A 21,839-nucleotide genomic window follows, 5' to 3' on the forward strand; every position below is an offset into this window, starting at 1 on the left:
GGGACGAGGCAGATGTTCGACTTCGCGACACCCATTCGCGGCGAGCCGGTTCAGGTTGTCCTCCAGCACTCGGAGAGTGCCGGGCCGAGCCTGCGCACCGTCGCCCGGCGCCTCTGGGGCGGGCTGAGCTTCATCCTGCTCGGCGGCCTGTTCATGCTGGCCGTGGCGGTGGCCGTGATGGGCCTGCTGACCCCGAGCTACACCTCGACCATCCAGATCCTGATCGACCCTTCCGATCTCCGGGTCGTCGAGAACGAGATCAGCGCCCGCACGCCGCAGGCCGATGCCGGCGTCTCGATCGCCGAGAGCCAGGTGCGGGTGATCCAGTCGGACAACGTGCTGCGCCGGGCCGTCGCCAAGGTCGGCCTCGCCGAGGACGACGAGTTCGTGAAACCGGATTCGAACAATCCGGTCATCGTCGGCCTGAAACGCGCTCTCGGCATGACGCCGCCGCCGGCGAGCCGCGACCCCGTGAACCTCGCCCTCGACACCCTTCGCCTGAAGCTCACCGTGCGCCGGGCCGAGCGCACCTTCGTGATCGAGGTCGCCGTCCAGTCGCGCGATCCCGAGAAGGCGGCCCGCATCGCGAACGCGATCGGCGACGCCTATTTCGCGGAGGAAGCAGGCGCCCGCACCGAGGCGGCGCGCCGCGCCTCCGACGCACTCTCCGCCCGGCTGAACGCCCTGCGCCAGGACGTCGAGGCGGCCGAGAGCAAGGTCGTGCGCTACCGTGAGGAGAACCACCTCGTCGCCTCGTCCGGGCGCCTCCTCACCGACCAGCAGCTCGGCGACCTGAACCAGCAGCTCGTCACCGCCTCGATCAAGACGGCGGAGGCCCGCTCGCGCCTTGAGCAGGCCCGCAAGATGAAGGTCGGCGACGCCGGCACGGCGCTGCCCGAGATGCTGCAATCCCTCGAGATGCAGGCTCTGCGGCAGCAATACGCCACGCTCTCCCGCAACACCGCCGAACTCGCGACGCGCCTCGGCGAGCGCCACCCGGCCATGGCGGAGCAGTACGCCCAGCAGCGCGATCTGCAGCGCCTGATCCAGCGCGAGAAGGAGCGCATCATCGAGACGACACAGAAGGACTACGACCGCGCCGCCGCGAGCGAAGCCGCCATCCAGAAGAACCTGGAGCGGGTGAAAACGGAGAACGCCGCGAGCGACCGCGCCAATGTCGGGCTGCGGGAACTGGAGCGGGCGGTCGAATCGCGCCGCGGCATCTACGAGACCTTCCTGCGCCGCTCCCGCGAGGCCAGCGAGCAGGAGCGCCTGAACAACACCAACGTGCGGATCATCTCACCGGCGACGCCGGCCCGCGAGCGGACATGGCCGCCCTCGCCCAAGATCGTGCTGCCGGTGGCCCTGCTGCTCGGCCTGCTGCTCGGTGCCGGCATCGCGCTCATGCTCGGCGCCGACCGGGACCGGCGCCAGGCGCAGCGCCGGAGCGTGCCCGCGCCGGCCCCCGCACCGGCCCGAGCCCGCAGCTTCCGGGCGGCCGATGCCTGAGACCGGACGCGACGCCACGGGCGGGATGCCGGAATGCCGGGCGAGCCTGCGCCTGTTCGGCCTCGACTTCTCCACCGGCGGACCCGACGAGATCATCGCAGAGGCGGCGGCCCGCTCCGGCAGCGCCCCCCGCCTCGTGGTGACGGCGAATGTCGACCACATCGTCCTCCTGTCCGAGCACGCGGCCTTCCGGGCGGCCTACGAGAGCGCCGCGGTGCGCACCCTCGACGGCATGCCGCTCGTCTGGTTCTCGCGCCTCATCGGGCGGTCGGGCGCCCGGCGCGTGACCGGGCACGACCTCCTCACCAGCGCCCTCTCGGCGCCTGCGGACCCGCGGGCCCGGATCTTCCTGGTCTGTCCGAACGCTCTCGTCGGCGAGCGCCTGCGGGCGCGGCTCGTGCGCCGCGGTCACGCCGAGGCCGGCGTCGCAGTCGCGGTGCCGCCCTTCGGCTTCGAGGACGACGCGGCCTACGGGCGCCATCTCGCGGAGCGGGTGCGGACGCACGGCACCACCCTCCTCGTCATGGGCGTCGGCGCGCCGAAATCGGAGATCTGGGTCCACCGGCAGGGCGCGGCGCTCGGCGCCCCCGTGACACTCGCTGTCGGGGACGCGCTCAGCGTCGCGGCCGGTCTCGTACCGCGCGCGCCGCTCCTGATGCAGCGCACCGGCCTCGAGTGGCTGTTCCGTTTCCTGCACGCGCCGCAACGCCTGTTCTGGCGCTACTTCGTCCGATCCTGGCGGTTCCTGCGCATCGCCGCGCAGGATCTCGCGGAGTCGGGCAAGGCCGCGGCGCCCCGGGCGTGAGGCGGTGAGCCTCTACCTCGCCCTCAAGTTCCTGCACCTGCTCGGCGCCACGATCCTCCTCGGCACCGGGACGGGCATCGCCTTCTTCATGCTGATGGCGCACCTGAGCCGGGATGCGGCGTTCGTGGCCGGAACCGCCGGCATCGTCGTGGTCGCGGACGCGCTCTTCACGGCAACGGCGGTGGTCGCGCAGCCGGTCACGGGTTATCTCCTCACTCGCGAGACCGGCATCGGCCTCGGCGAGGGGTGGGTGGCGCTCTCCCTCGGGCTCTACGTCACCGCGGGTCTGTTCTGGCTGCCCGTGGTCTGGATACAGGCCCGCATGCGCGACCTCGCCGCAGCCGCCGCGCGGGCCGGCGCGCCACTTCCCGCAGCCTACAACCGGCTGTTCCGGATCTGGTTCGCCTGCGGCATCCCCGGCTTCGGCTCGGTCATGGCCATCGTCTGGCTGATGGTCGCGAAGCCGGCGCTCGGCGGGTGAGCATGGACGCCTCCGCACGCATCGCCATCCTCGGGGCTTCGGGCCTGATCGGGCAGGGTCTCGCCGAGGCGCTCGGGCGCGAAGGGTTCGCCGTTACGGCCATCGCGCGCCGTTTCACGCCGGCCCAGACCGAAGCCTTCGGCGCGGGGGCGATCTGCTGCCCCATCGTCGATCTCGGCGAGCCCGAACTCGGAGCGCTGCTGGCCGAGCATCGGCCGGACCTCGTCGTGAACTGCCTCGGTGTCCTGCAGGACGGCCCGCGGGGCTCGACCCAGGACGTCCACGGCGGCTTCGTCGGTCGGCTGCTCCGGGCGATCGGAGCGCAGGGCCGGTCGATCCTGCTCGTCCACGTCTCGATTCCCGGAGACCCCGACGAGGACGAGACCGCGTTCAGCCGGACGAAGCGGGAGGCCGAGCGCCTGATCGCGGACGCGGCCTGCCCCTCGGTCATCCTCCGGCCCGGCTTCGTGATCGGTCCGGCCGCCTTCGGCGGCAGCGCCCTGATCCGCGCGCTCGCCGCGGCTCCGCTCGACCTGCCCGAGGCGGTCGCGAAGCGGCCGTTCGCCGCAACGGCGATGGCGGACATCGTGCGTACGGTCTCGACGGTCGCCCGGCGCTGGCAGGCAGGCGAGCGGGACTGGCACGCGGTCTGGGACCTCCTGGAGGAACGCCCCTCGCGGGTCGGGACGGTGATCGATGGCATACGGCTGCGCTTGGGCGGCCCGCGGCCGCGCATGACGCTGCCCACCTGGCTCCTGAGCGTCGGCGCCCGGCTGGGCGACGCGGCGGCGATGCTCGGCTGGTCGCCCCCCGTCCGGACGACGGCAATGCGCGAGATGATGCGCGGCGTCAGAGGCGATCCGGGACCGTTCATCGCCGAGAGCGGGATCCGGCCGGCCCCGCTGCCGCAGATTCTCGCGGACCTGCCGCCGACGGTCCAGGAGCGCTGGTTCGGTGGTCTCTACCTGCTGAAGCCGCTCGTCATCGGCGGCCTCGCCGTGTTCTGGGCCATGTCGGGGCTGATCGCGCTGGTTCCAGCTTTCGATGCCGCCGCCGCTATCCTCACGGCAAGGGGTTTTCCGGACGGCCTCGCCCGCTTCATCACGCTCGTCACGAGCCTCGCCGACATCGCGGTCGGCCTCGCGATCGCGCTCCGCCGAACCTGCCGGGCCGGGCTCGTCGCGGGCATCGCCCTGTCGCTGTTCTACATGGCCGGTGCGGCGATCCTCGCGCCGTCCCTCTGGATCGAGCCGCTCGGCGCCCTCGTTAAGACCGGCCCGGCGGTCATCCTGATGCTCGTGGCGCTGGCGACGCTGGACGAGCGCTGAGGCCGGCGCCTCAGCCCGCGGCGAACAGCTCGGGCCGGCGCAGGCGGAGGGCCTGGACGAGAACCAGGGTCTTCATGTCGTTGAGCTCGCCACGGTCGCTCATGGCGGCGAGATCCGCGAGCGGCACCTCGTGAACCGTGATCGCCTCGTGCTCGGAAGCGAGGCCACCGCCGGGTCCGGTGCGGTCGGCGGCCGTGAAGGCAGCGAGGAACAGATCCATCTGCTCCGTCGAGATGCCCGGCATGCTCCAGGCGCGCACCACCCGCTCCAGGGAGCCGAGGGCGATGCCTGTCTCCTCGAACACCTCGCGCCGCGCACCGTCCTCCGGCTCACCTTCGTCGAGGAGGCCGGCCGGCGCCTCCAGGAGGTCCGGAACTCCGTCGGCGTAGAAGGGCGCTGCGCGGAACTGCGAGATCAGCACGGCGACGCGGCGCTCTGGATCGTAGGGCAGCACACCGACCGCGCGGCCGTGATCCTCGATCTCCCGCTTGATCGGGGTGCCGTCGGGCATCGTGACCTCGGCGACGAGGAAGCGGCTCCAGCCGTCGTGCACGGTGCGCGTGCCGCGAATGATGGGGGCCATGCCGAGATCTCCGCCGGGCCCGTTGCCCCGGGCCTCCGAATCCGGCCTCTAGGAGACTGTTGCCGCAGGAATGAGGCGGCCCTTATCCGCCGTCCCGACAAATCGTGAAGCGGAGCGTCTCGCCGAGCCGCTCCTGCGCGTCGAGGCGCGCGCCCTCCTCGCGCACGAGGTTCGGGATGTCGATCGCCGACATCGGATCCGTGCAGGCGACGACGAGGCGCCGACCCGGCGCGAGGCCGCGCAGGACCTTGCGGGTCCGCAGGACCGGGAGCGGGCATTTGAGGCCCCTCAGATCCAGCTCGATCATGCTGCCGACGTCTACCTGATCGCTCACACGAAAACCCCGCCGGGGCGCTTGCCTTCGGCGGGGTGTCTAGACGATGGCGGCGGCCGCGTCAGGCGGAGCGGCGCGCCTGTCCGGTCTCAGTAGCCCCAGCCGTAAGCCGGGTAGCCGTAGCCATAGCCGTAGGACGGGTAGCTGTACCCGTAGCCGTAGGCCGGGTAGCCGCCGTAGCCGGCGCCGTAATAGCCGTCGTAGTAGCCGTAGCGGGGTGCGGAGCTGGCCGCGATGGCGCCGCCGATGATGCCGAGGGCCGCACCGGCCGCCAGCGCACCGCCGACGCCGCGGCGGTAGCCGTAACCGCGATAGCCGTAGCCGCGGTAACCGATGCCGCGGTAGCCGCCGTAATAGCCGCCGCCGCGCCAGCGAACCTGGTCGACGTTTCCGGCCGGACCGCCTACCTGCGACGAGGAGAGGGCCGGCAGCGGAGCGGCCTCGGCAGCGGTGAAGGAACCTGCAGTCATGCCGATCGCGGCAGTGCCGGCGAGGGCGAGGGTCATGATGCGGGACATGCGGACGAACTCCTGAGTCGAAGCCTTAGTGCCCTAGGAACGACGTCGCTCCGCTTCCGTTCCGCCGGCCGTGAGTTCCCCGGCAATCTCCGGGTGCCTTCACGCACATGTGTACGGTCCAGCCTCCGGTAGGGCGGCGCCGCACGATCCTGGCAGGCTGGCGCGACCCTGTCGAAGGGTCAGAACACGCACTCCGCGAAGGCAGGTGAGACCGAGCGCCGCCAAGGGCCTTCGTAATCGGCGAGGTGATCCTCGGCCTCGGTGCGGCCCGCCGCGACGATCGCCTCCAGCGGCTGCAGGTACACGGTCTCGTCCCGTCCCGCGGCGTCGCGACGCGCCCGTGCCTGGAGTCCGGTGCGGGCGATCGTGAGCGCCTCGGCCGCCACCTCCCCGAGGCTGCGACCAGCGATGGGCGTGGCGAGGCCGAGGCGCGGCACCGTGGCCCGCACCGCCTCGCGCTCCGCCTCGGTCCAGTCCTTCGCCAGGTCGAGCGCGGCGTCGAGGGCGGCCTCGTCGTAGAGGAGTCCGGTCCAGAAGGCAGCCTGCGCCGCGATCATCGCGGGGCCGCCGACATCGGAGCCGCGCATCTCGAGGAATCGCTTCAGGCGCACCTCCGGAAACGCCGTGGAGGCGTGGTTCGCCCAGTCGGAGACGGTGGCGAATTCGCCCGGCAACTGGGGCAGCTTGCCGGCCATGAGGTCGCGGAACGAAGCGCCCGCGACGTCGTGGTAGGTGTCGCCACGCTTCACGAAGTACATCGGCATGTCGAGCAGCCAGTCGACATAAGCCTCGTAGCCGAAGCCGGGCTTGAACGCCTCGGGCAGCATGCCGGTGCGGTCGGCGTCGGTGTCGCGCCAGATCTCGGAGCGGCGGGAGAGAAATCCGTTCGGCCGCCCGTCCGTGAACGGCGAGTTGGCGAACAGCGCGGTCGCCACCGGCTGGAGCGCCAACGAGGCGCGCATCTTGCGCACCATGTCGGCCTCCGAGCAGAAGTCGACGTTCACCTGCACGGTGGCTGTGCGCAGCATCATGTCGAGGCCAAGCGAGCCGACCTTCGGCATGTAGGCCGCCATGATGCGGTAGCGGCTCTTCGGCATCACGGGCGTCTCCTCCCGCGTCCATCTCGGGCTCATACCGAGGGTGAGGAAGCCGATGCCGTGGGGCTCGGCGGCGCGGGCGACCGCGTCGAGATGCTCCTGCAATTCCCGCACGGTGGCGTGGACGTCGGGCAGGGGCGCGCCGGAGAGCTCGAACTGGCCGCCCGGCTCGATCGAGATCGCCCCGCCCTCGGCGCCGGCCAACCCGATGATGTTGCCGGAATCGACGATGGGCTCCCAGCCCGTCTCGCGAGCGACGCCTTCGAGGAGTGCGCGGACGCCGTGATCGCCCGCGTAAGGAACGGGGGCGCCGCCGTCGCGGTAGAACGGGATCTTCTCGTGCTCGGTGCCGATCGCGAACTGCTCGCGCGGCTTCTCGCCGGCGGCGAACCACGCGATCAGCTCGGCGCGCCTGGTCAGCGGGGTCGTGTCGGACGTATCGCGCGCCATGCGCTGCCTCGTCGTGCGGGATCGTTCGGGGGAAAGAGAGGCGCGCCGGTCATGCGTGCGGTCGAGCCCTTCGATCGGATGTCGTGTCCTTAATCCAGCCCGCGAGGCGCGACAACGCGAGGAACGGGCGCCGCCGCGCGTCCCGGTGTGCGCCCGCGCACGCTGGACCGGGCTCAGCGGGCGTCGCCGAGGACCGCCTGGACGAGGGCCAGCACCGCCACGGCCGCCGTGTCGGCCCGCAGGATCCGAGGTCCCAGCGACAGGGCCACGGTGTTCGGCCGGGCCGCGATGAGGGCCCGCTCGTCCAGCGCGAAGCCGCCCTCGGGCCCGACGAGAACGGCGAGCGGCGGCGGGGCGGCCGGATCCGCAGCGCCGCGCAGGGCCGCGATCGGATCGGAGACGGGAGCGTCCTCGTCGCAGAAGACGAGCAGGCGCTCGGGCGCGAGGTCGGCGAGCGCGGCCGGCAGGCGCACCGCCTCCGGCAGGTCCGGGATCGCGAGGATGCCGCACTGCTCGGCCGCCTCGATCGCGTTGGCGCGCAGCCGCTCGGCGTTGATGCGTTCGCCCTGCGTGTAGCGGGTGAAGACCGGGCGTATCGTGCCCGCCCCCATCTCGACGGCCTTCTGGGCGAGATAGTCGAGGCGCGCGCTCTTCAGCGGCGCGAACAGGTAGTGAAGGTCGGATGACTTGGGCTGGGTCCGCGTCCGCTCCTCGAGGACGAGGTCGGCGCTCTTGCGGCCGGTGGGGTCGAGGCGGGCGCGCCACTCGCCGTCGCGCCCGTTGAAGACGAGGATCATATCCTCGGGCTTCCGACGCAGCACGGTGAGGAGGTAGTTCGCCTGCGCCCGGTCGAGGGGCAGGCGCGCGCCCGATCCGAGATCCGTCTCGACGAAGAGGCGGGGAGCGGTGAAGTCGTAGGCGGCCATGAGGGCGAAGTCGCGCGTGCGGCCGGCGCTGTCAACGCGCCCGAAGAAGCGTTGCAAAAACGTTACGCCCCGCCTCATTCGGCGATTTGCCCACGCCCGATCGCGCGCGCCGGTTTGCGGCTCGAATGACGCCACATTCTCATGCAGAACCGAGCCCAAGCAGAACGGAACGATCCCGGTCCCGCCCTGGAGAGTCGATCGCGCATCTGTCGCGGACGGGGCAGCGGACCGAAGACCGACGCCTAGAGGGAAGACGGCATGCTCACGAAAACCATCGCCACGCTGACCGGCGCGATCACGGGTGTCGTCGTCCTCGGCGGCGCCGCGCTCGCGCAGGCCCCTGAGTGCGGCGCGATCCAGCAGACGCTGAAGACCCGCCAGGAGCTCGTGGCGAAGGCGAACGCGGCCTCGCAATCGAAGAAGAAGATGACGCCGCAGGAGGCATGTGCCCTGTTCGGCAAGCTGCAGTCGAACGGTGCCGACGGGCTGAAGTGGATCGCCGCCAACAAGGAATGGTGCTCGATCCCCGATTCCTTCGCCGAGGGCTTCAAGGCCGACCACGTGAAGGTCTCGGGCATCCGCACCAAGATCTGCTCGGTGGCCGCCCAGGCGGCGAAGATGGAGGCGCAGGCGAAGGCTCAGGCTGCGGCGGGCGGCGGCATGCCGGGCGCCGGCGGCCTCCTCGGCGGACCCGGCCTGACCGGCTCCTTCAAGATGCCACAGGGCGCGCTCTGAGCGCCCTTGCCCGGACCGCACGTCGTCTCATCACGGATAGGCGCCGCGCCTGAGCGCAGCGCTGCTCCGCCCCGCGACCGCTTCCCGGGACAGCGCGTGGGGGCGCCTTCGTAAGCGGCCTCCTGCCCCCGCGAGCCCTGAAGCCCGCCTGCGAGGCTGCCGAGCCGGAATTCGGCCTTCGGCTGGTGAGCCGGCGGGGCCGCGTCATACACGGGGGTGGCCTCGGCCGGGCAACGCGCGCATACCCGTTCCGCGCAGAAGCCCCTGCCCGCCCTCGAAGCTCCGCGATGACCGCCCGCGCGTCGATGTCCCGTCCTTCCCCCCGCCCCGGTTGGCCGTGAGCGATCTCTCCGTCGAGAACGGCCGTGTCGCCGACGCTGTGGCGGGACATTGGGTCGATCGCCTCGCACCCCGGCGCGCGCGGCCCTACCTGCGGCTCGCGCGGATCGACCGGCCGGTCGGCTGGTGGCTGCTGCTTCTGCCGTGCTGGTGGTCGGCGGCGCTCGCGGCAGGCCGGGACGGGAGCCTCTACCCCGATCCCTGGCATCTCGCCCTGTTCCTGATCGGCGCGGTCGCGATGCGGGGCGCGGGCTCGACCTACAACGACATCGCCGACCGCGACCTCGACGCGCAGGTGGAGCGCACGCGCTCCCGCCCTCTTCCCTCCGGCCAGGTGAGCACGAAGGCGGCCGCCCTGTTCCTTCTCGCCCAATCCTTGGTCGGGCTGGCCGTGCTGCTGCAGTTCAACGCGACCGCCGTCGCCGTGGGCATGGCCTCGCTGGTGCCGGTCGTGATCTACCCGTTCATGAAGCGGGTGATGTCGATGCCGCAGGCCGTGCTCGGCCTCGCCTTCGCCTGGGGCGCGCTGATGGGCTGGGTCGCCGTGTTCGGGCGGCTCGATCCGCCGGCCCTGCTGCTCTACGCCGGCGCGGTCGCGTGGGTGATCGGCTACGACACGATCTACGCGGTGCAGGACATCGAGGACGACGAGATCGCCGGGATCCGGTCCTCGGCGCGGCTGTTCGGGCAGCGGCTGCGCCTCGCGGTGGGGCTCTGCTACGGGGCGGCGGTGCTGCTCGCCGGGCTCGCCGCCCACGCGGCCGGCGCCGGTGCGGCGGGTTTCGCCGGGATCGCGCTGTTCGCGGCCCATCTCGGACGGCAGGTGCTGAAGCTGCGCGAGCGCGACGGGCGGGGGGCGCTCGCCCTCTTCCGCTCGAACCGCGACGCGGGGCTGATCCTGTTCGCGGGCCTCGCCGCGGACGCCCTCTTCAGGAACTGGCCCGGCTGAATCCGCTCACGAGCGGGCGATGATCTCCTGCTCGCCGCGGTGGATCAGCGGGCGCACCGGCAGGCGGCCGGTCTTGCGGCGCACGAGGAAGCGGGGGCGGCGCCCGCCGAGGAGGCCGCAGCGGCGGCGCATCCGGGTGGTGCCGAGTGCGAGCCGGCCGATCAGCGAGGAGACGGGGCTCAGGCCGCCGTCCTCGCGCACGATCATCCGCGGCAGGCCGGTCCGGTTCGAGAGGTCCCGCCAGACCGCGACCACGTCCTCCTCCGCGAACGGTCCGAGCCGCGAGGCCACCTCGCCCTGCCCGTCGACGAGCAGGAGGTCGAAACGGTCCTCGCCGCAGCTCTCGGCGGCGTCCGCAGCGAAAGCGAGGGCGATCCCGGCGAGCCGAGCGGCGCCGGGCAGGGTGCCGAGGATCGGGAGCGGCGAGGCGACGAAGGCAGGAGACTTCGCCGAGGCCGGGTCGAGGCTGTGCGCGTTCATGCTCTGATAAGTGTTCATCTGCCTGACGCCCTGATGCAAGTGGCGATCTCTGTCGGATCGTCCGTTATGCCAAGCAAAATCGCGTCGAACCTCCTCAGACCACCTTAAGAGTGAGCGTTAAGCGTTCGTGGAGAGCCGCCTGATGGCCGGAATGCTCAACGCTTCCTTGCACAGAACGGCGCAAAGACGGCGTATCCCATTCTGCGTCGCGCTGCTTGTGACGAATCGGGTCGCGACCTAGTTTCAGCTTGCGCAACGCACGGGCCATGCCGCACCCTCGGCGGGGAGCCTCCCGCCATCGGAAGCGGCGACCGCCCGACCCGCCGCCTGCACGACGCCGCCTTGGGCCCGTGCGGGCAGACCGCCCCGTCCGACCCGGTTCTTCATGCCCGACACGATGTCCTCCGAGGCCGCGCAGGCCGTGATGCCGGCCTTGCGCGAGGCGATCCGCGAGGCCGCCTCGCTCGCACTGCCGCATTTCCGGCCGGGCGAGCAGACACGGGCGCGGATCTGGTCGAAGGCGGGCGGCTCCCCGGTGACGGAAGCGGACGTGGCCGTGGACGCCTTCCTGAAGGTGCGGCTCAGTCAGATCGTGCCGGCGGCGGCATGGCTCTCGGAGGAGACGCGGGACGATTCCGGGCGGCTCGGGGCCGACCTCGTCTGGATCGTCGACCCGATCGACGGCACCCGCGCCTTCCTGTCGGGCCATCCGGACTGGTCGATCGCGGTGGGTCTGCTCTCGGCGGGCCAGCCCGTCGTCGGCATCGTGCACGCACCCGCGAGCGGGCACTTCTACGAGGCCGTTGCGGGCGCCGGCGCGCGTCGCGACGACGTGCCGATCGCGGTCTCGGCCTGTACCGATCTCCCCGGCGCGCGGGTCACGGGTCCGAAACCCATGATCGAGCGCCTCGCGCGCGGCCTCACGCGCGAGGGCGTCGAGCCGGACTTCGTCCGGATCGACCGTGTGCCCTCGCTCGCGCTGCGGGTCGCCCGGGTGGCGGAGGGCGCCATCGATGTGGGGCTTGTCTCGTCGGACGCGCGGGATTGGGATCTCGCGGCGGCCGACCTGATCCTGCGCGAGGCGGGCGGTTCGGTCTGCGATCTCGCAGGCCGCCGCACCGTCTACAACCGGAACAACCCGGTGCACGGCGAACTCGTCGCCGTTTCGGAGGGATTGCTCGCGCCGGTGATCGCTGCGCTCACCGCCTGATTGAGCTCAGGCCCGAGCCTCGCGCAGCGAGACGTCGGCGGGCGGCAGGCCGAAGCGCTCGGCCAGATGCCAGCGCAGCTCCCGCGGCGAGTGGTAATTGTAGGAGCGATCGATGATGTGGCTGCAATCGGTGCCGGGGCGTCCGGCGATCGAGGCCTGGTTCAGGCGGGCCACACGGAAGGTCGCGGCGTCGGTGACGGGCGACCGGGCGCTACGGCGCCGGGTGAACTCGAACTGCATGTCGTTTCTTCTTATGTCTCTAGGACCGGATATTCGCGCGTCGGCGAAGCCCGGACTCGTTTCTGGTTATGGGTTTCACCGTCCGGCGCGACCGGCCCGAAACGGGCATTCGGCGGCGTCGGATGGTTTCGGCTCGGAGAGCCGTTCGTGGACGCCAGCCCGCGCGAACGGGCTGGCGCTGGACGATCGGTCGCCGATCAGGCCGCCTGAAGGTTGCCTGCAGCGTCCTTTCCGCTGCGCTTGTCGGTCAGGATCTCGTAGGAGATCTTCTGACCCTCGACGAGATTGCGCATGCCTGCGCGCTCGACGGCGGAGATGTGAACGAACACGTCCTTGCCGCCATCATCGGGCTGGATGAAGCCGTAGCCCTTGGTCTCGTTGAACCACTTCACAGTGCCGGTATTCACGAATAGAACCTCGTATCGTCCATTGGTCGACAACGCGCGTCCACGCGAGACATGCGTCGTGACCTCTTCCGTAGTCTGATGGAGCGGCGGGGCTGGAGACGCAAGACCTGTAGAGCGCCCGTCTCACCAATGGCCCCCCGAGACCCTATGTAGGCGCTTCATGCGGCCGCAACAAGGCGTTGCCGGCCCGACCATCCGTCTTCCTGCCGCGTGGACAGGGGGCGGCCGCCGCCGCGACCCTGTGTTTTTCGCGCCGCAGCGTGCATATATGAGTTCGGCTCCAGGCAGTTAGGCGATCCATGGCGGGTATCTCGGTTTCCCTCGAAGGCGGCAACATCCAGCTCTCGTTTCAGAAGGACGACCAGGCGACGGCGGTCGTGATGGACGCCCGCGCGGCCCGCGCCCTCGTGCGCGCCGTCGGCCAGCTCCTCACCGCGATCGACGAGCCGGACGAGACGGACTTGGCCGACGAGATGGGCGACGAGGACATCGCCATGCTGGACGTCACATCCTCCGCCATCGAGGTCGGCACCGACGAGCAGGGCCAGGCCGTCGTCGCCCTGCAGGCTGGCGCCCTGCCCCCGTTCCAGCTGCGCCTGACGGACGAAGAGGCCCGCCACGTCGCGACGAGCCTCTCCGAGATCCTCAACGCCCCGCGCGACGTGCGTGCCTCGCACGGGGGCCACTGAGCCGAACTACATCCGCACACCGGGATCGGTCGGGTTGCCCGGCAGGTAGTCGGGTTCGGAACCGGGTCCGGAGGGCTCGTCGATGCCGGGGTCGTCGACTGGATAGGGCGTGCGCGGCCCGGTCGGGCCGGTATCCGGCAGCTCGTCGGGCTGTGGCGGCGGCGGAAGGTCGCCGGGGATGTTGCCGCCGGGCGTGGGTTCGGGGGTCGGAAGGCCGGGATTGGCCATGCGGAGCCTCCTCTCAGATGTCGGGATATGCGAGTCAACGGGACCGTTAGGCGGGCGGTTCCGTTTTTGTCCCGTGCGGCATCGGGCCTGCAGCCCTGCCGGAACCTCGCCGAACCCCTGCGGTTTGCGCCTCCAGATCCCGAACATGGAGGTTTGACCATGGCCGACATCAAGCAGGCCAAGATCCTGATTCTCGCCACCGACGGCTTCGAGGAGAGCGAGCTGACGGTGCCGCAGGCCAAGCTCAAGCAGGCTGGCGCGACCGTCGACGTGGCCGCTCCACAGTCGCGTCAGTCGAAGGATTCCATCCGCGGCTGGGACAAGACCGACTGGGGCGAGAGCGTGGCCGTCGACAGGGATGTGGAGAGCGTGAGCGCGGGCGACTACGACGCGCTCGTGCTGCCGGGTGGCCAGATCAACCCCGACAAGCTGAGACTGGAGCCGAAGGCGCTCGAGGTGATCCGGAGCTTCCTGACATCCGGCAAGGTGGTTGCCGCGATCTGCCACGCACCCTGGCTGCTGATCGAGACCGGCGCCGTGAAGGGTCGGCAGCTCACCTCCTACGCGTCGATCAAGCGCGATGTCATGAATGCCGGCGGGAACTGGCAGGACAAGGAGGTCGTGACCGATCAGGGCATCATCACGAGCCGCAATCCCGGTGACCTCGATGCGTTCTGTGCGAAGATCATCGAGGAGGTGCAGGAGGGCAAGCACGAGGCCCGTCAGCTCGCGGCCTGAACGCCATTCGTCCGCGCCGCCGCAAGCTGCGCGGCGACATCACGCGCGGGCGCGACGCGGGCCGGGATCGGCCGCGCCCGTCCCGCATGTCAGCGCTTCGCGACCGCCTTCTGCACCTTGGCCTTGTCGCCGGTCGTGCTCGCGATGAGTGCCGAGAGATGGTCCTGGTCGAGGCCGCGGGTCGGGGTCCCGGAGATCGATTGGCGGCCCGCCTCGACCTTGCGCGCCTCGATCGAGCCCGTGGTGACGGGGTCGGGGACCGCCGCGACCGGGCCGGGGCGGGCGGCGGGCTCGCGCTGCACGCGCATGGCCCAGTGGGCGGCGGTGGAGAGGGCCGCGATCGCCAGGATCGCCTTGATGCCGCCGGACAGGAGGCGCCGCATGATGGGTAACCTGAGGATACGCGGTGGAACGCGGCCGGTTTCACGGCCAAGCTCAGCTTCGCTCAGGATCGTGAATGAAGCCGCAAGGCGGTCCCGCTGAAGCGATCCCGGAATGGCGCAGGTGCGGAAGGCAGGTGGGCCATGCGCCAAGGTCCGCGGTTCCTGTTCCCCGCGCTCCCGACACGCCTGCAGCTACTCGGCCCACTGAGCCTCACAGGAGGAGCGCAGAGAACTGGTCCGCGCCATCCCGTCACTGCCGGCCCCGCCGCCATGCAGGCCCGAGAGGGCTCGCGAAACCGTCGGACGCATCGGCGGCTGGGGAGAGCGGATGTAGGCGGTGGTACCCGCCCGGGCAACAGACGATCGGCGTTTCGGCAAAGCTGTGACGATCAGCCTGGGGCGGCTCAGAGAGCCCGGCATGAGAAAGGCGCCCGGTGCGAGGCACCGGGCGCCCGATTTCGCCGACCAGGAGGTTCGCGATTACCGCAGCGAGCCGCAGAAGCGCTGGATGCGGTGACAGGCCTCCTCCAGCGTCTTGTTCGAGGTCGCGTAGGAGATGCGCAGGTTGGGCCCGAGGCCGAAGGCCGAGCCGTGGACGGCGGCGACGCCCTCGGCCTGGAGCAGCTCCGTGACGAAATCCTCGTCCGTCTCGATGGTCTTGCCCGAGGGCGCCTTGCGGCCGATCGTCTCCGCGCAGGACGGGTAGACGTAGAAGGCACCCTCCGGCACCGGGCATTGCAGGCCCTTGGTCTGGTTGAGCATCGAGACCACGAGGTCGCGGCGCTCCTGGAAGGCCGCCTTGAAGCGCTTCAGGTGCTCCTGCGTGCCGTCGAGGGCCGCCACCGCCGCCCATTGCGAGATCGACGAGGCGCCCGAGGTCTGCTGGCCCTGGACGAAGTCCATGGCCTTGATCAGGTGCTCGGGCCCCGCCGCGTAGCCGATGCGCCAGCCGGTCATCGCGTAGGCCTTCGAGACGCCGTTCATGGTGAGCGTGCGCTCGTAGAGGCCGGGCTCGACCTGGGCCGGCGTCACGAACTCGAAGTCGCCGTAGGTCAGGTGCTCGTACATGTCGTCAGTCAGTACCCAGACGTGCGGGTGGCGCATCAGCACGTCGGTGATCCGCCTCATCTCGTCCCGCGTGTAGGCGGCGCCCGACGGGTTCGAGGGCGAGTTGAGGATGATCCACTTGGTCTTCGGTGTGATGACGCGCTCGAGATCCTCCGGCTGGAGCTTGAAGTCGTGCTCCATCGTGGTGTCGGCGAAGACGGGCGTCGCGCCGCACAGGATCACCATTTCGGGGTACGAGACCCAGTAGGGACGCGGGATCACGACCTCGTCGCCCGGGTTCAGGGTCGCGAGCAACGCGTTGTAGATGACGTGCTTGCCGCCCGTGCCGACGATCGTCTGGGAGACCTTGTAGTCGAGCCCGTTCTCGCGCTTGAACTTCTTGACGATGGCCTCGCGCAGCGGGTTGATGCCGGAGACCGGCGGGTACTTGGTCTCGCCGCGCCGGATCGCCTCGATCGCCGCTTCCTTGATGTGGTCGGGCGTGTCGAAGTCGGGCTCGCCGACCGAGAGGCTGATCACGTCCATCCCCTGCGCTTTCAGCTCGCGCGCCTTCTGCGTCATCGCGATGGTCGCGGACGGCTTCACGCGGGAGAGGGCGTCGGCCAGAAAGCCCATGGGGTGGTACTCCGATCGAAGGATAGGTGGTGTGCCGTGTTCCAGGCGGCGCGGACCCTAGTCGCGGCTCGTGCCAGGGGCAAGGTGCGGAGGCTGGCCTCGGGCGGCGAATGTCATGCTTGGCCGGAATGCCGGAGCAGTCCGGACCCCGTGCCGGCGCGGGGCTCACGGCCGGGCTGCCCGCGCCGCATGCGGGGCGGCCTCGTACGGGCCGCAGCGCCTTCCCATCTCGCAGGGCATGATCCCGCTCTCCGTCCTCGACCTCTCCTTCGTCAACGCCGGCGCGAGTCCGGCGCAGGCGCTGCACGACTCGCTCGCCCTCGCCCGCCACGTCGACGGGCTCGGCTTCACCCGCTACTGGCTCGCCGAGCATCACGCCCTTCCCTCCGTGGCGAGCCCGGCGCCCGAGATCATGATCGGTCAGATCGCCGCCGCCACCCGCTCCCTTCGGGTCGGCTCCGGCGGCATCATGCTGCCGAACCACGCCCCGCTGATGGTCGCCGAGCGCTTCAAGATGCTGGAGGCCCTGTTCCCCGGCCGGATCGACCTCGGGCTCGGGCGGGCACCCGGAACGGACGGCGTCACCGCGCAGGCTCTGCGGCGCCGCGATGTCGCGCGCGGTGGCGACGACTTCCTCGATCGCCTTCAGGAGTTGATGCTCTGGGAGACGGGCGATTTCCCCGCGGGCCACCCGTTCCGCAGCGTCGAGGTGATGCCGGCGGGCGCGCCGCTGCCGCCGCTCTTCCTGCTCGGGTCTTCAGACTACAGCGCGCACCTGTCGGCGCAGGTCGGAACCGGGTTCGCCTTCGCGCAGCACTTCGCATCCTTCGACGCGGAAGCCGCGATGCTGGCCTACAGGCAGGGCTTCCGCCCCTCCCGCTGGCGGGAGAGCCCGCACGCGATTCTCGCCGTCGCGGCGGTCTGCGCGCCCACGGATGCGGAGGCCGAGCGCCTGGCGCTGAGCGCCGGGCTCGCCACGCTTCGGCGTGAGCGGGGCGAGTACCTGCCCCTGCCGAACCTCGCCGAGGCGGAGGCCTATCCGTACTCGGCGGCCGAGCGCGCCCGCCTGGAACGGGGACGCGCCCGGCTTCATGTCGGCTCGCCGGAGACCCTGCGGGCGCGCCTCGGCGCTCTGGCCGAGGCGACCCGTTCCGACGAGATCATGGTCTTCTCGGCGATCCACGATCAGGCGGCGCGGCAGCGCTCCTACACGCTCCTCGCGGAGGCGTTCGGCTCCGCCGCACCGGCTGCGGCCTGAGGTTGGCTCACCAGCGGCAGACGCGCCGCGGCCCGAACGGCGTCGGGCGCAGGAAGCAGCGCCGGCCGTAGAACGGGCGCGGACCGTAGACGCGCCCGGGGCCCGCGAAGGGGCGGCAGCGGCCGTAGGCGCCCCGGCCCCAGCCGGGCCCGCAGCCCTGCGCCACCTGCTCGACGAGGGGGGTGGTGCCGGTCAGGCCCTCGACCGCACCGACGCCGAGCGGCGCGGCCTGCGCGGCCGGGACGGCTCCGAGGCCGCCGAGGGCGAGCGCGGCGCCCAGGCCGAGCATCCAGCGTTTCGACATCGCAGATTCCTCCTGTTCGCGTCCTACCTGTTCGCGTCCTGCACCGCGGCGGTCGCGCGGCTTGGCCGTAGGCCCATCTAGGGCACGGCAGCCTTGCGAGCGCCTGTGCGCAACATGACGATTTGGACAGGTGTGGATGATCCCGGCGCGCACGCGTCGCCCGGCGCGAGGCGCGGGCGGCCGCGGGCCTGCTTCAGGTTAATGCGGCCGGCCGCGGATCGCCTAGCGTCGCAGGGACCGGAATGGGAGCTACCATGCCTCGCTACTTCATCGACGCTGCCGTCGGGTCCCTCCGCGACCGCGACGACGACGGTGTGGTCGCCCTCGATGATACGAGCGCCCACGAGATCGCGGTCGCGACGCTCCACGATCTTGCCCGCATCGCCACCGCCGAGGGCCGCGAGGCGCCCCTCAGCGTCGTCGTGCGCACGGAGACCGGCGAGCGGCTCTGCACGGTCTCGATGACGATCAGCACGGAATGGTCGAGGGCGCGCGGCAGTGCGGCCGGACGGGTGCTGGAGCAGGTCGCCTAGGATCGACCCGCCGGAAACCAGCGCTGCACCGCCTCCGCCGTGTCGGTCGGCCGCGTGTTGAAGCAGAATTTCGCCTGCGGCGCGTGCACGTGGATCACGTTGAGGAGCTTTTCGAACAGGGCGGTGTTCTCCGGGATCAGGCGGACACCCGCGCCGATCATCACCGCGTCGAAGAGCCTGCGCCGAAGACGCTCGCGCACCACCGCCTCGGCCGTCTGCCCGAGATCGACGAAGCAGATCTCCGGGTCGTAGCCGAGGTCCCGGAGGCGCGCCGCGTCGGCCTCCAGCCCCGCGCGGATCTTGGCCGCGTCGAGTCCGGGGAAGCCGCTGTAGGCGGGGGCGGAGAAGTCGATCAGGTCGGGGTCGATGCCGACCAGCACCACGCTGATGGGAGCCATGGCAGCCTCCGCACGGGACGCGCGGCACGACTCGCCGCGCGGAGGCCGATGTTAGGGCCGGCCCTCCGAAAGGGCCATCTGGTCACCCCCCGAACAGGCGGCGCAGGCCCGCCAGGAAGCCGCCGGACTTGCGTGCCTCGGATACCGGAGCCGCCTGCGCGTCGGGCGGGCGAGACGCCTGCACCAGGCCGAGGGCCGCCGTGTCGGTGGTCTCGCGGTCGATCAGGATGAGGCTGCCCGTGTCCCGGTTCTCCGCGTAGGCGTCGAAGGCGACCGCGCGGTCGAGGCTCAGGGTCACGTCGGCGATGTCGTTGGCAGCGAGCCGCTCGGCCGGGCAGGGCCGTCCCGTCTCGGGGTCGATGCGGGTGCGGATCGCGCTCACCGTGGCGTTCACCGTCACCGTTCCGATCTTGGCGAGCAGGGTCGCGCCGGGCCGGAGCTCGGTCTCGGCCGCCCAGAACAGGCGCGTCTCGAGCGTGTCGGACACCTGCATCGGCGCCGTCTCCGCAGCGATCACGGAACCGCGGGAGGCATCGACCTCGTCCGCCAGCACCAGCGTCACCGACTGGCCCTCGACCGCCTCCTCGAGGTCGCCGTCAGCGGTGACGATACGGGCGATCGCCGTGGAGCGGCCCGAAGGCGCGATGGCGACCCGGTCGCCGGGACGCACGCGCCCGCTGGCGATGAGGCCGGAGAAGCCGCGGAACTCCGAGTTCGGGCGGTTCACCCACTGGACCGGCATGCGGAAGGGGGCGGCCTGCGCCTCCTCGTGCACAGGCACGTCCTCGAGGTATTCGAGGAGCGGACTGCCCGTGTACCAAGTGGCGGCAGCACCGGGGAGCACGACGTTGTCGCCGTTCTTGGCCGAGAGCGGGATCGCCCGCACCTCCGCGAAGCCGAAGCTCGCGGTGAAATCCAGGAAGCCCGCCAGGATCGCCTCGAACTTGTCCTGCGACCAGCCGACGAGGTCCATCTTGTTCACGGCGAGCGCGACGCGGCGGATGCCGAGCATCGAGACGAGGAGCGCGTGGCGCCGCGTCTGGCGGGTAAGGCCCTGGCGCGCGTCGACGAGGATGACCGCGACGTCCGCCGTCGAGGCGCCCGTGGCCATGTTGCGGGTGTACTGCTCGTGTCCGGGCGTGTCGGCGACGATGAAGGAGCGCCGGTCGGTCGAGAAGAACCGATAGGCGACGTCGATCGTGATGCCCTGCTCGCGCTCGGCCTGAAGGCCGTCGACGAGGAGGGCGAGATCGACCTCCGCTCCCTGCGTGCCGTGCTTGCGCGAATCCCGCTGCAGGGCCGTGATCTGATCGTCGAAGATCTGCTTGGTGTCGTGCAGGAGGCGCCCGATCAGGGTCGACTTGCCGTCGTCCACGGAGCCGCAGGCGATGAAGCGCAGGACTTCCTTGCTCTGGTGAGCGGCCAGGAACGCGTCGTAGCCGAACGCCTCGGGTGACTGATGGATCGTCATCAGAAATAGCCCTCCTGCTTCTTGCGCTCCATGGCGCCGGCACCGTCCTTGTCGATCACCCGGCCCTGGCGCTCCGAGGTGCGGGCGGCGAGCGTCTCGCCGATGATCTCGGGCAGCGTCGCGGCCCGGCTCTCGACGGCGCCCGTGAGCGGATAGTCACCGAGCGTCCGGAATCTCACGGAGAGGGATTTCGGGGTTTCGCCGGGCTCGAGCGGCAGCCGCTCGTCATCGACCATGATGAGCTGGCCCTCGCGCTCGACGACGGGGCGCGGCTTGGCGAAGTAGAGCGGCACGATCGGGATCCGCTCCTGCTCGATGTAGAGCCAGATATCGAGCTCGGTCCAATTCGAGAGCGGGAAGACGCGCAGGCTCTCACCGCGCTTCTTCCTCATGTTGTAGAGGTGCCAGGGCTCGGCGCGCTGGCGCTTCGGATCCCAACGGTGCTGGGCCGTGCGCAGGGAGACGATGCGCTCCTTGGCGCGGCTCGCCTCCTCGTCGCGGCGCGCGCCGCCGAAGGCCGCGTCGAACTTGTGCCTGTCGAGCGCCTGACGCAGGGCCTGCGTCTTCATCACGTCCGTGTGCACCTCGGAGCCGTGGCTGATCGGGCCGATGCCCTTGGCCAGACCCTCCTGGTTCGTGTGCACGATGAGTTCGGCGCCGATCTCGGCCGCGCGCCGGTCCCGGAAGGCGATCATCTCGCGGAACTTCCAGGTCGTGTCGATGTGCATAAGCGGGAACGGCAGCCGCCCCGGCGCGAACGCCTTCTGCGCGAGGTGCAGCAGGACGGAGGAATCCTTGCCGATCGAGTAGAGCATCACCGGGTTCTCGGTCTCGGCGACCGTCTCCCGCAGGATATGGATGCTCTCCGCCTCCAGGCGCTGGAGGTGGGTCAGGCGATCGTGGCCGCTCCGGGCGGCCGTCATCGCGGGGGCGGCGCTCATCGGGCCATCTCCGGTGTCTTGAGGTTCGTGGTCTCGAAGGCGGCCGCTTCCTGGCCGGGCCGCACGTCCGCCTCGGGCGTGTGGACGTGCAGGCCGCACTCCTTCTTGGATTCCTGCTCCCACCACCAGCGGCCGGCGCGCTCGGGCTCGCCGACGCGCACCGCGCGGGTGCAGGGGGCACAGCCGATCGAGGGGAAGCCCCGGTCGTGCAGCACGTTGTAGGGAATGAAATTGTCGCGCACGAAAGCGTCGACATCCGCCCGGGTCCAGTCCGCGAGCGGGTTCACCTTGATCAGGCCGCGAGCCTCGTCGGCCTCCGCGAGCGGGGTCTCGGCGCGATTCGCGGACTGGCCCGCCCGCAGGCCGGTGAACCAGACGGCGGCGCCCGCGAGCGCGCGGCCGAGCGGCTCGACCTTCCGGAAGCCGCAGCATGCCTGCCTTGCGGCCACGGAATGCCTGAAGCCGTTGATACCCTCCTCCCGCACGAAGCGCTCCTCGGCCTCGCGCTCCGGGGCGTAGGCCCGGATGCGGATGCCGTAGGCCGATTCGGTCTCGGCCCAGACGTCGTAGGTCTCGGGAAAGAGCCGGCCGGTATCGAGGGTGACGATCTCGGTGCGGGACTTGCCCATCGCCAGAGCGTGCGTGAGCGCCTGATCCTCGATGCCGAGGCTCGTGGTGAAGACGAGGCGGCCCGGCACGCGCCGTTCCACGAGCGCGATGCGCCCGGCGAGATCGAGGCCGGCCATCGCCGCGGCCAGCTCGTCCGCAGCCTGTGCGATTTCGCGATTCATGACGATTGACGGGTTCGAGATGGGATGACTG

Annotated in this window: 27 protein-coding genes; 11 read left to right on the forward strand and 16 right to left on the reverse strand. The window is 70.9% G+C overall.

The annotated features are described in order from the left end of the window. Window positions 1–12: 12 nt before the first annotated feature. From MOX02_RS02425 to MOX02_RS02440, 4 genes are read left to right on the forward strand one after another with little or no spacing between them, the layout of a single operon-like run. Window positions 13–1,509, forward strand: coding sequence for a GumC family protein (locus MOX02_RS02425; RefSeq protein ID WP_147024126.1), 1,497 nt, complete (start codon window positions 13–15; stop codon window positions 1,507–1,509). Further along, window positions 1,502–2,314, forward strand: coding sequence for a WecB/TagA/CpsF family glycosyltransferase (locus MOX02_RS02430; protein WP_147024127.1), 813 nt, complete (start codon window positions 1,502–1,504; stop codon window positions 2,312–2,314). Before MOX02_RS02425 ends, MOX02_RS02430 begins: the two co-directional genes overlap by 8 nt. A 4-nt stretch (window positions 2,315–2,318) precedes the next feature. Next, window positions 2,319–2,795, forward strand: a complete 477-nt coding sequence (locus MOX02_RS02435; protein WP_147024128.1) for a DUF2269 family protein — start codon at window positions 2,319–2,321, stop codon at window positions 2,793–2,795. A gap of 2 nt (window positions 2,796–2,797) precedes the next feature. After that, entirely contained in the window at window positions 2,798–4,123 is a 1,326-nt protein-coding gene (locus MOX02_RS02440) for an SDR family oxidoreductase (protein WP_147024129.1), read from the forward strand. Between the two features lie 10 nt (window positions 4,124–4,133). Here MOX02_RS02440 and MOX02_RS02445 read toward each other — a convergent pair whose 3' ends face one another. From MOX02_RS02445 to MOX02_RS02465, 5 genes are all read right to left on the reverse strand, one after another. Continuing rightward, complete coding sequence (locus MOX02_RS02445; RefSeq protein WP_147024130.1) at window positions 4,134–4,706, reverse strand: NUDIX domain-containing protein; 573 nt, start codon at window positions 4,704–4,706, stop codon at window positions 4,134–4,136. An 82-nt stretch (window positions 4,707–4,788) separates the two neighbouring features. Further along, window positions 4,789–5,013, reverse strand: a complete 225-nt coding sequence (locus MOX02_RS02450) for a sulfurtransferase TusA family protein (protein ID WP_147024198.1) — start codon at window positions 5,011–5,013, stop codon at window positions 4,789–4,791. A 116-nt stretch (window positions 5,014–5,129) separates the two neighbouring features. Beyond that, window positions 5,130–5,558 (reverse strand): hypothetical protein, encoded by a 429-nt coding sequence (locus tag MOX02_RS02455; RefSeq protein ID WP_147024131.1) that lies wholly within the window; start codon window positions 5,556–5,558, stop codon window positions 5,130–5,132. Window positions 5,559–5,737: 179 nt separating this feature from the next. Next, window positions 5,738–7,105 (reverse strand): glutamate--cysteine ligase, encoded by a 1,368-nt coding sequence (locus tag MOX02_RS02460; protein ID WP_147024132.1) that lies wholly within the window; start codon window positions 7,103–7,105, stop codon window positions 5,738–5,740. A 173-nt stretch (window positions 7,106–7,278) separates the two neighbouring features. Further along, window positions 7,279–8,031, reverse strand: a complete 753-nt coding sequence (locus tag MOX02_RS02465) for a 16S rRNA (uracil(1498)-N(3))-methyltransferase (RefSeq protein WP_147024133.1) — start codon at window positions 8,029–8,031, stop codon at window positions 7,279–7,281. Window positions 8,032–8,289: 258 nt separating this feature from the next. Between MOX02_RS02465 and MOX02_RS02470 the strand changes: the two genes are divergently transcribed. Continuing rightward, window positions 8,290–8,766, forward strand: coding sequence for a hypothetical protein (locus MOX02_RS02470; RefSeq protein ID WP_147024134.1), 477 nt, complete (start codon window positions 8,290–8,292; stop codon window positions 8,764–8,766). A gap of 337 nt (window positions 8,767–9,103) precedes the next feature. Beyond that, window positions 9,104–10,054, forward strand: coding sequence for a 4-hydroxybenzoate octaprenyltransferase (ubiA, locus tag MOX02_RS02475; protein ID WP_147024135.1), 951 nt, complete (start codon window positions 9,104–9,106; stop codon window positions 10,052–10,054). A gap of 6 nt (window positions 10,055–10,060) precedes the next feature. Here ubiA and MOX02_RS02480 read toward each other — a convergent pair whose 3' ends face one another. Beyond that, complete coding sequence (locus tag MOX02_RS02480; protein WP_373866706.1) at window positions 10,061–10,552, reverse strand: DUF6101 family protein; 492 nt, start codon at window positions 10,550–10,552, stop codon at window positions 10,061–10,063. A 367-nt stretch (window positions 10,553–10,919) separates the two neighbouring features. On the opposite strand from MOX02_RS02480, the gene MOX02_RS02485 reads away from it, so the two are divergent. Next, the gene (locus MOX02_RS02485) at window positions 10,920–11,744 is read left to right on the forward strand and encodes an inositol monophosphatase family protein (RefSeq protein WP_147024137.1); all 825 of its coding nucleotides are present in this window, start codon (window positions 10,920–10,922) and stop codon (window positions 11,742–11,744) included. Between the two features lie 6 nt (window positions 11,745–11,750). Here MOX02_RS02485 and MOX02_RS02490 read toward each other — a convergent pair whose 3' ends face one another. Further along, window positions 11,751–11,984, reverse strand: a complete 234-nt coding sequence (locus tag MOX02_RS02490) for an AsnC family transcriptional regulator (RefSeq protein ID WP_147024138.1) — start codon at window positions 11,982–11,984, stop codon at window positions 11,751–11,753. Between the two features lie 197 nt (window positions 11,985–12,181). Further along, window positions 12,182–12,391, reverse strand: coding sequence for a cold-shock protein (locus MOX02_RS02495; protein WP_109896418.1), 210 nt, complete (start codon window positions 12,389–12,391; stop codon window positions 12,182–12,184). 299 nt (window positions 12,392–12,690) lie between these two features. Here MOX02_RS02495 and MOX02_RS02500 point away from each other — a divergent pair, with 299 nt between their 5' ends. Then, window positions 12,691–13,080, forward strand: coding sequence for a hypothetical protein (locus MOX02_RS02500; protein ID WP_147024139.1), 390 nt, complete (start codon window positions 12,691–12,693; stop codon window positions 13,078–13,080). Window positions 13,081–13,086: 6 nt separating this feature from the next. On the opposite strand, the gene MOX02_RS02505 is transcribed toward MOX02_RS02500, so the two are convergent. After that, entirely contained in the window at window positions 13,087–13,308 is a 222-nt protein-coding gene (locus tag MOX02_RS02505) for a hypothetical protein (protein WP_147024140.1), read from the reverse strand. Window positions 13,309–13,467: 159 nt separating this feature from the next. Here MOX02_RS02505 and MOX02_RS02510 point away from each other — a divergent pair, with 159 nt between their 5' ends. Further along, window positions 13,468–14,046, forward strand: a complete 579-nt coding sequence (locus MOX02_RS02510; protein WP_147024141.1) for a type 1 glutamine amidotransferase domain-containing protein — start codon at window positions 13,468–13,470, stop codon at window positions 14,044–14,046. Window positions 14,047–14,135: 89 nt separating this feature from the next. Here the strand turns inward: MOX02_RS02510 and MOX02_RS02515 are convergent, their stop codons facing one another. Both MOX02_RS02515 and MOX02_RS02520 read right to left on the reverse strand, forming a co-directional pair. After that, window positions 14,136–14,429: a hypothetical protein gene (locus MOX02_RS02515; RefSeq protein ID WP_147024142.1), complete on the reverse strand. Its 294-nt coding sequence runs from the start codon at window positions 14,427–14,429 to the stop codon at window positions 14,136–14,138. Window positions 14,430–14,909: 480 nt separating this feature from the next. Further along, window positions 14,910–16,112 (reverse strand): pyridoxal phosphate-dependent aminotransferase, encoded by a 1,203-nt coding sequence (locus tag MOX02_RS02520; RefSeq protein WP_147024143.1) that lies wholly within the window; start codon window positions 16,110–16,112, stop codon window positions 14,910–14,912. Window positions 16,113–16,350: 238 nt separating this feature from the next. On the opposite strand from MOX02_RS02520, the gene MOX02_RS02525 reads away from it, so the two are divergent. Continuing rightward, the gene (locus tag MOX02_RS02525) at window positions 16,351–17,370 is read left to right on the forward strand and encodes an LLM class flavin-dependent oxidoreductase (protein ID WP_147024144.1); all 1,020 of its coding nucleotides are present in this window, start codon (window positions 16,351–16,353) and stop codon (window positions 17,368–17,370) included. Window positions 17,371–17,377: 7 nt separating this feature from the next. Here the strand turns inward: MOX02_RS02525 and MOX02_RS02530 are convergent, their stop codons facing one another. Further along, window positions 17,378–17,674 (reverse strand): GCG_CRPN prefix-to-repeats domain-containing protein, encoded by a 297-nt coding sequence (locus tag MOX02_RS02530; RefSeq protein ID WP_147024145.1) that lies wholly within the window; start codon window positions 17,672–17,674, stop codon window positions 17,378–17,380. Between the two features lie 254 nt (window positions 17,675–17,928). Here MOX02_RS02530 and MOX02_RS02535 point away from each other — a divergent pair, with 254 nt between their 5' ends. After that, a complete protein-coding gene (locus MOX02_RS02535; protein ID WP_147024146.1) occupies window positions 17,929–18,207 on the forward strand; it encodes a DUF6894 family protein in 279 nt (92 codons plus the stop codon). Here MOX02_RS02535 and MOX02_RS02540 read toward each other — a convergent pair. The 4 genes from MOX02_RS02540 to MOX02_RS02555 form a co-directional block, all read right to left on the reverse strand. Continuing rightward, window positions 18,204–18,605, reverse strand: a complete 402-nt coding sequence (locus MOX02_RS02540) for a hypothetical protein (protein WP_147024147.1) — start codon at window positions 18,603–18,605, stop codon at window positions 18,204–18,206. The genes MOX02_RS02535 and MOX02_RS02540 overlap by 4 nt on opposite strands. A gap of 82 nt (window positions 18,606–18,687) precedes the next feature. Then, the gene (gene cysN, locus MOX02_RS02545; protein ID WP_147024148.1) at window positions 18,688–20,076 is read right to left on the reverse strand and encodes a sulfate adenylyltransferase subunit CysN; all 1,389 of its coding nucleotides are present in this window, start codon (window positions 20,074–20,076) and stop codon (window positions 18,688–18,690) included. Beyond that, window positions 20,076–21,017: a sulfate adenylyltransferase subunit CysD gene (cysD, locus tag MOX02_RS02550; RefSeq protein WP_373866707.1), complete on the reverse strand. Its 942-nt coding sequence runs from the start codon at window positions 21,015–21,017 to the stop codon at window positions 20,076–20,078. The genes cysN and cysD overlap by 1 nt, the downstream gene beginning before the upstream one ends. Then, window positions 21,014–21,808: a phosphoadenylyl-sulfate reductase gene (locus tag MOX02_RS02555; RefSeq protein WP_147024149.1), complete on the reverse strand. Its 795-nt coding sequence runs from the start codon at window positions 21,806–21,808 to the stop codon at window positions 21,014–21,016. The genes cysD and MOX02_RS02555 overlap by 4 nt, the downstream gene beginning before the upstream one ends. Window positions 21,809–21,839 lie beyond the last annotated feature (31 nt).

Origin of the sequence: Methylobacterium oxalidis, from assembly GCF_007992195.1 — a bacterium.
Classification (GTDB): domain Bacteria; phylum Pseudomonadota; class Alphaproteobacteria; order Rhizobiales; family Beijerinckiaceae; genus Methylobacterium; species Methylobacterium oxalidis.